Source organism: Parasphingorhabdus sp. (assembly GCF_049667325.1).
In the GTDB taxonomy this organism is placed as follows: Bacteria; Pseudomonadota; Alphaproteobacteria; order Sphingomonadales; family Sphingomonadaceae; genus Parasphingorhabdus.
Genome location: NZ_JBATHY010000124.1, coordinates 1 through 6,890, shown reverse-complemented (window position 1 = coordinate 6,890; position 6,890 = coordinate 1). Strand labels below are relative to the sequence as shown.

The following is a 6,890-nucleotide window of genomic DNA, read 5'->3' as shown; positions in this document are numbered from 1 at the left end:
GAACAGGCCCACGCGATGGACGCCGATGCCATCTGGCTGGAGACCAATGGTGATCTGAGAGCCGCAATCCGGCTGTACGAGCGCAGCGGCTTCCGGCATCTGGGTACGGATGAACTGTGGCCGACGCCCTATGCGCGTTGCAATGTCCAGATGATACTGGAATTATAGAACGGGCCAAAACACCGTTAGCCCTGAGCTTGTCAAACGGCGCGTCTGGTTCGAAAGGCGTGCTTCGACAGGCTCAGCACTAACGGCGTTTTCGGGCAGGTTTTATTTCAACCGTTCGATCTTGCTCGCCGCCTCGTCGATGATCGCGGTGACGTCGAGGATCTTGTCCGATCCCTTTTCCTCTTCCGCCAGCCGGATGCGGATCGCGCTTTTGAGATTATGGACCGCGCGACGGACCGATGCGCCATCGCTAGCTTCTCCCATTTTTGACACGCCTTCCAGCCGTTCGAGAATTTCGGCAATATGCTGTTCTTCCTCGGCCAGCCGCGCGGTGCCCGCTTCGGTGATCGAGTAGATTTTCTTGCCGTCGCCATCGACCGCTTCGTCGATCAGATCCATTTCCGCCATCAGGGTGAGCGCCGGATAGACGATCCCCGGGCTGGGCGCATAATGGCCACCGGTCAGTTCCCCGATCTGGCGGATCAGGTCATAGCCGTGGCGCGGTTCTTCGGCGATCAGGTGGAGCAGCACCAGCTTGAGTTCGCCGCGCCGGAACATCCGCGCGCGCCGTTTGCCTGCAGCTCCTTCAAATGCAGCCTGGGCAAAGGCGCGGATAAATTTCTCGCCGGTCATCCCGCCGCGTCCACGACCGCGACGTCCGCCGGGTCCGCATTTTCTTTCATGTCTCATTTGTAATTCCCTTTTATCTAAGTTGACTCTAAGATATATCTTTATATTGCTTTTGCAACAGGCCTAAGGTCAAAAAAGGACAAGGGTTTGTAAGTCCATCAGAAATTATCGCAGATCATCGCAACCATCATTGAATCGGGACTTTCTCAAAAGCCGTTGGACTAATTGGCACCGGATGTTAATCGATCAGCTAAACCCCAATGGAGTAACCTATGGAAATCCCGATTCACGGAACGTGCGACCCCCGTTTTGCTGCAGTAAAAATGGCCTTCGAGAATAATTTTCGCGAGCACGGCGATCTCGGTGCATCGGTGGCGATCACCCTGGATGGCGAGTTTGTCGTCGATCTGTGGGGCGGGCATCTCGACGAAGCCCGCACCAAAGAGTGGCAAGAGGATAGTCTGGTCAATGTCTGGTCGAGCACCAAGACGATGGCGGCGATGTCCTTGCTGCTGCTCGCGGATCGCGGAGATGTCGATCTATATGCGCCCGCCGCCCGTTATTGGCCGGAATTTGCGCAGAATGGCAAGGAAGCGGTCGAAGTCCGGCATTTTCTGAGCCACACTGCCGGCTTGTCGGGCATGGAAGAGAAGGTCGAGGGCGATGCGCTCTATGACTGGGACTGGATGACCGGCGCGCTCGCCAGGCAGAAACCGTGGTGGGAGCCGGGAACGCAATCCGGCTATCACGCGCTGACCCAGGGGCATCTGATCGGCGAGATCGTCCGCCGGGTGACCGGCCAGACAATTGGCAATTTCTTCCGAACGGAAATTGCCGAGCCGACCGGCGCAGATTTCCATATTGGCGCGGATGAAGCGCTCGATGCGCGGATCGGCAATCTTGTGCCACCCCCATCGCGCGCCGCACTCGATGCCGACTCCATCGCCGGCCGCACCTTTGCCAATCCTGGCGTCGATGCCACCAGACCCAGAGACCGGGCCTGGCGCGCGGCGGAAATCCCCGCGGCCAACGGCCAGGGCAACGCCCGCAGCATCGTCCGCGCCCAGACCGCGATGGCCAATGGCGGCCAGGCGTTCGGCAAGACGATCATGTCAGAAGCGGGCACCCGACGGATTTTCGAGAAACAGAGCGAAGGCGTCGATCTGGTGCTCGGCCTGCCGCTGACCTTTGGCATGGGCTATGGCCTCAACAGCGCATCCACCCCGATCAGCCCCAACAAGAACACCGCTTTCTGGGGCGGCTATGGCGGGTCGTCGGTGATCGTCGATCAGGACGCGCGGCTGTGTTTTTCCTATGTCATGAACAAGATGGAAAGCGGATTGCTGGGCGATCCGCGGGGATTTGGACTGGCAGCGGCCATGTATATGTCGGTGGCCTAGGTCAAAGCCGAAAACTTGACATTCCAGCCCTAGAGCAGCAGAAATCTACGATTGCGTTCGCGGTCTTGGAGCCGGAATCCATCTCCAAAAATTTCGCCAACTGCAGAGACCGGGAGATGGATCCCCGCCTTCGCGGGGATGACATATTAAATTGTTTTTCAGGATTTCAAGATATGCGATTTGAATGAACATTCAAGCATCAATCAATCCTGTTGAAAACGGTTTGTTCGAGACCGATTCGATCTCGAAACAACAAATCGAGCAAGCCCACAATTTCCGCAGCAAGGTGATCGGCAAATGCGCTGATGTGGAATGCTGGCTCGTCGACCAGATCAAGGATTATCAGGCTCCTTCTTCCAGCTTTGCGCAAAAAGTGCAGCAGCTGTCTGTCATTCTTGATAAGAATAAGAAGGATTTTAACAAACCCGAAAACCTGAAAAAATACCTAGAAGACTTTAAGCCATATTCCGCATTTCGATCCGAGATTGCTCATTCAAAGCTGACAATTTTGCAAACTGGAAAAGGTGAATATTTTGCGGCATTTCAAAACGTACAAACTGGTTCTGATATCAAAACAACAAAGTCGATTTTGCTATCCGAGGTAATGCGCAAGCAAATATGGGACGAAATGCACAAAGCGGCAAATAATCTAACAAACTACCCTGTCACTCCGCCTTCTTCGCCACCCCGACAAAGGCCGGCCGCAACAGCCGGTCCTTGATCACATAGCCGGCCTGCATTTCCTGCACGATGGTGCCAGGTTCATGCTCGTCGGTCGGGATTTCGATCATCGCCTGATGCTGGTTGGGATCGAGCGGCAGGCCGACCGAGGCGACGCGCTTGATGCCGTTTTTCTCGAACACCGATTGCAGCTCGCGACCGGTGGCTTCGATACCGTTGATCAGGCCCTTCCACTTTTCCTCGTCCTTGACTTCGGCGGGGATCGATTCGAGGGCGCGCTGCATATTGTCCATCACCGAGAGCATGTCGCGGGCAAAGCCGGTCGCGGCATAAGCACGGGCATCCTGCGCGTCTTTTTCGAGACGGCGGCGGACATTCTGGGTTTCGGCTTGCGCATAGAGCACCGCCTGCTGGGCTTCTGCCAGTTCGGTTTCCAAAGCTTCGATGCGGTTGTCGGCATTTTCGGGTTGAGAGGCTTCGCCTTCTCCGCCGTCTTTCATCGATTCCGGTACGCCGTCCAGTTCGGCTGCTGCCGCTGCGTCGCCATTGTCTTTTCCGGGATTCTGCTTGGTCTTGCTCATGTTCTAAATCACTCTAATTTCTGTCATTTGGCCAATAATCGCGACAGGGTTTGCGCGGTAAAGTCTACCATGGGTACCACGCGGGCATAATTCAACCTTGTCGGGCCGATTACGCCGACCACGCCAACCACCTGTCCGTCGCCGTCTTTATAGGGCGCCGCTATCACAGATGAGCCGGAAAGCGAGAATAATTTATTCTCCGCGCCGATAAATATTTTCGCCGCTTCGGCGTCGCGGGCATTGTCGAGCAGGCGGGCGATTTCCTGCTTGGCTTCCAGCTCGTCGAGCAAACGCCGCACCCGGTCGAGATCGGCGAGCGCGCTGTTGTCCTGGAGCAGATTGGCCTGTCCGCGGACGATCAGCACCGGCCGGTCCGATGGATCGCGGCTCCAGGTGACCATGCCGGCCTTGACCAGCTCTTCCGAGGCCTTGTCGATCGCCAGTTCGCCGGCGCTGATTTCTCCACCGACGGTTGCCAGCGCCTGGCTGAGCGTCTTGCCGCCATAACGGGCGGTGAGAAAATTGCCAGCCTCGACCAAGGCGGATTCCGAGACACCCGGCGGCAGGTCGAGCACGCGATTCTCGACGCCGCCGTCCTGGGAGACCAATATGGCCAGCCCCTGCCCTTCGGACAATTTGACGAAACTGAACTGCTTGAGCAACGGTTCGCGCTTGGGCACCAGCACCAGCCCGGCGCAGGAGGAAAGGCCGGAGAGGATTGAAGTGGTCGCGCGCAGGGCGTCCTCAACCGGGCCCTGTTCGGTGATCTGACTCTCGATCGCATCGCGCTCTTCCTGGGTCGGGACCGCAGCCTGCATCATGCCGTCCACAAACAGCCGCAGCCCGATCTCGGTCGGCACCCGTCCGGCGCTGGTATGGGGCGCTGCGAGCAGGCCGAGTTCCTCGAGATCCTGCATGACATTGCGGATCGAGGCGGGCGAAAGTTCAAGACCAGGCGCCTTGGATATGGTCCGCGACCCGACCGGCGCGCCATTGTCGAGATAGGATTCCACCACGACGCGGAAAATATCCTGCGCGCGGGTGGTCATTTCGGTGATCGGGGTGCTGGTCATGGGAAGTAGATAGGATGAATCTCTATAGGTTTCCAGCGTGCAGTTGAGTGCCGTGTACTCCGCACTTGATGCGGAGCTGGTCCGGCGAATGGCGCTCTCAGCCGCCAGAGCTCCGCATCAAGTGCGGAGCACAACACTGGTCCCGCCAAAATTCAAATGTTCTTTGTCATTTTGTAATTATGGATTTGAACACCATCAATCATTTGTTCGATGCGTTTCCCAGTCGAAAAACCCTGTCTTTCAAACAATCGACGTGCGGCTTCGCTGGCCTCGACATAGATGCAAGATATTCCCTGCTCTTTGGCCGCTATCTCAAGCTGCTGATATATCGCCTTACCAACTCCCATTCCGATAAAATCGGGATGACAATATAGGTGGTCGATATGGCCGCTACTTTCTAGATCTCCGTAGCCGATGGGTTGATCGTTCTTATCCACGGCGACTAGAAAGATTCGACCATCCGATGCCTGCTGCACATATTGCGAAGCGCTGGGTTTTTCAGGGCTCCAAACCGAGATCTGGGCGGAGCTATAATCCAAACTCCCGATTCGATGGACCGAAGAATGGAACAACTCGGACAAAGCCTCAGTATCACGTTCCTGGAAAGGTCGAATTTTCATCCATACTCAATGCTGAAAAAATAGTTCGTTGCCAAGGCTTGTTGCCTCTCCCCATGGGAGCGGTTAAGGACGCGCCAACTCAACAAAGGAACATCACATGCGACCATCGGGCCGTGCGCCGGACGAAATGCGCGCCATTACCATCGAAACCGGATTTACCAAACATGCCGAGGGATCGTGCCTGATCAGCTTTGGCGATACGCGGGTATTGTGTACCGCCAGCGTCGAAACGAGCCTGCCGCCGTGGATGCGCGGCAAGGGGACCGGTTGGGTCACCGGTGAATATTCGATGCTGCCCCGGGCAACCAACACGCGCAATAGCCGGGAAGCGGCGCGCGGCAAGCAGTCGGGACGGACGCAGGAAATCCAGCGGCTGATTGGGCGCTCTCTGCGCGCGGTCGTGGACATGAAGAAACTTGGCGAGCGGCAGATCACGCTCGACTGCGATGTGATCCAGGCAGATGGCGGCACCCGGACCGCGGCGATCAGTGGCGCCTGGGTGGCGCTGCGTCTCGCGGTCAACGGCCTGCTCGACCAGAAAGTGCTCAAGGAAGACCCGATCCAGCAAAAGATCGCGGCGATCAGCTGTGGTATCTTTAACGGCACGCCGGTGCTTGACCTCGACTATGACGAGGACAGCAACGCCGGCGCCGACGCCAATTTCGTGCTGACCGGCGATAGCAATATCGCCGAAGCACAGGCGACTGCCGAGGGCCAGACCTTTGACGAAGAACAGTTGATGCGGCTGATGCGGCTGGCGAAAATTGGGTGCGGCCAGATTTTCGAGGCGCAGGACAAGGCGGTTGGTTAGGATTTAGAATGATAACGTCATCCTGAACTTGATTCAGGATCCAGAGCGGCGATCACTGCAGGTCGCTCTGGGTTCCGGATCAAGTCCGGAATGACGAAGATGGATTTGAATAATGACCCACCGCAAACTCACCCCCGGACGCCTGATCATCGCCAGCCATAACCAGGGCAAGGTACGGGAAATCCGGGCGTTGCTCGAGCCCTATGGAATCGAGCCGGTGTCGGCGGGCGATCTGGGATTGCCGGAACCGGAAGAAACCGGAACCACGTTTGCCGAAAACGCGCTGCTCAAGGCGCGGGCTAGCGCAGAGGGTGCGGATTGCGTGGCGCTGGCCGATGACAGCGGGCTGTGCGTGGCGGCGCTCGGCGGCAAACCGGGGGTCTACACCGCCGACTGGGCCGAGCGGCAAGCTTTCGAGGGCGAGTCCGGCCGCGACTGGTATATGGCGATGGGCAAGGTTGAAGGGCTGCTGGCGGAACAAGGGCCGGATGTTGACCGCAGCGCCTATTTTGTCGCGACGCTGGCACTGGCCTGGCCCGATGGTCATTCCGAAGTTTTCGAGGGGCGGATCGAAGGCAATCTCGTCTGGCCGCCGCGCGGGACTTTAGGTTTTGGTTATGATCCGGTGTTCCAGCCGATTGGTTTTGACCAGACATTTGCAGAGCTCGATCCGGCGCAAAAACAAGCGATGAGCCACCGGGCGGATGCGTTTCGGAAGCTGGTTGAGGCTTGTTTTTGAGCGGACTGTGCTCCGCGCTTGACGCGGAGCCCTAGCGGCGGGCGGTTTCCAGCCTCCAGAGCTCCGCATCAAGTGCGGAGCACTACGCTACCCCTTCAACGGGTCCCGCCCGACGATATTGCCCGCCGGACCATAACGACAGACGAGATAGTCGCTGCGCGCGTTGCTCGCGACCGCACAACCGACC

At 57.7% G+C, this 6,890-nt stretch carries 8 protein-coding genes; 4 read left to right on the top strand and 4 right to left on the bottom strand.

What is annotated here, in order from left to right:
• Positions 1–270: 270 nt before the first annotated feature.
• On the bottom strand, positions 271–858 hold the full coding sequence (locus tag WBM93_RS06100; protein WP_424429557.1) for a PadR family transcriptional regulator: 588 nt from the start codon (positions 856–858) through the stop codon (positions 271–273).
• A gap of 212 nt (positions 859–1,070) precedes the next feature.
• Between WBM93_RS06100 and WBM93_RS06095 the strand changes: the two genes are divergently transcribed.
• Together WBM93_RS06095 and WBM93_RS06090 are read left to right on the top strand one after the other, a co-directional pair.
• Positions 1,071–2,198 (top strand): serine hydrolase domain-containing protein, encoded by a 1,128-nt coding sequence (locus tag WBM93_RS06095; protein ID WP_424429555.1) that lies wholly within the window; start codon positions 1,071–1,073, stop codon positions 2,196–2,198.
• A gap of 184 nt (positions 2,199–2,382) precedes the next feature.
• Positions 2,383–2,919 carry a hypothetical protein gene (locus WBM93_RS06090; protein WP_424429553.1) on the top strand — a complete coding sequence of 179 codons (537 nt, stop codon included), beginning with the start codon at positions 2,383–2,385 and terminating at the stop codon, positions 2,917–2,919.
• Here WBM93_RS06090 and grpE read toward each other — a convergent pair.
• From grpE to WBM93_RS06075, 3 genes are all read right to left on the bottom strand, one after another.
• Complete coding sequence (gene grpE / locus WBM93_RS06085) at positions 2,864–3,460, bottom strand: nucleotide exchange factor GrpE (RefSeq protein WP_424429551.1); 597 nt, start codon at positions 3,458–3,460, stop codon at positions 2,864–2,866. The genes WBM93_RS06090 and grpE overlap by 56 nt on opposite strands.
• Before the next feature lie 23 nt (positions 3,461–3,483).
• Positions 3,484–4,533, bottom strand: coding sequence for a heat-inducible transcriptional repressor HrcA (gene hrcA / locus WBM93_RS06080; protein ID WP_424429549.1), 1,050 nt, complete (start codon positions 4,531–4,533; stop codon positions 3,484–3,486).
• A gap of 152 nt (positions 4,534–4,685) precedes the next feature.
• Positions 4,686–5,153 carry an N-acetyltransferase family protein gene (locus WBM93_RS06075; RefSeq protein ID WP_424429547.1) on the bottom strand — a complete coding sequence of 156 codons (468 nt, stop codon included), beginning with the start codon at positions 5,151–5,153 and terminating at the stop codon, positions 4,686–4,688.
• Between the two features lie 97 nt (positions 5,154–5,250).
• Between WBM93_RS06075 and rph the strand changes: the two genes are divergently transcribed.
• Positions 5,251–5,964, top strand: coding sequence for a ribonuclease PH (rph, locus tag WBM93_RS06070; protein WP_424429545.1), 714 nt, complete (start codon positions 5,251–5,253; stop codon positions 5,962–5,964).
• Between the two features lie 112 nt (positions 5,965–6,076).
• Complete coding sequence (rdgB, locus tag WBM93_RS06065) at positions 6,077–6,703, top strand: RdgB/HAM1 family non-canonical purine NTP pyrophosphatase (protein WP_424429543.1); 627 nt, start codon at positions 6,077–6,079, stop codon at positions 6,701–6,703.
• The last annotated feature ends 187 nt before the right edge of the window (positions 6,704–6,890 follow it).

Excerpts from the sequence above, each read along its gene's own strand:
- grpE (WP_424429551.1), bottom strand. The coding sequence starts at position 3,460 with ATGAGCAAGACCAAGCAGAATCCCGGAAAAGACAATGGCGACGCAGCG.
- rph (WP_424429545.1), top strand. The coding sequence starts at position 5,251 with ATGCGACCATCGGGCCGTGCGCCGGACGAAATGCGCGCCATTACCATC.
- WBM93_RS06100 (WP_424429557.1), bottom strand. The coding sequence starts at position 858 with ATGAGACATGAAAGAAAATGCGGACCCGGCGGACGTCGCGGTCGTGGA.
- WBM93_RS06095 (WP_424429555.1), top strand. The coding sequence starts at position 1,071 with ATGGAAATCCCGATTCACGGAACGTGCGACCCCCGTTTTGCTGCAGTA.
- WBM93_RS06075 (WP_424429547.1), bottom strand. The coding sequence starts at position 5,153 with ATGAAAATTCGACCTTTCCAGGAACGTGATACTGAGGCTTTGTCCGAG.
- rdgB (WP_424429543.1), top strand. The coding sequence starts at position 6,077 with ATGACCCACCGCAAACTCACCCCCGGACGCCTGATCATCGCCAGCCAT.
- WBM93_RS06090 (WP_424429553.1), top strand. The coding sequence starts at position 2,383 with ATGAACATTCAAGCATCAATCAATCCTGTTGAAAACGGTTTGTTCGAG.
- hrcA (WP_424429549.1), bottom strand. The coding sequence starts at position 4,533 with ATGACCAGCACCCCGATCACCGAAATGACCACCCGCGCGCAGGATATT.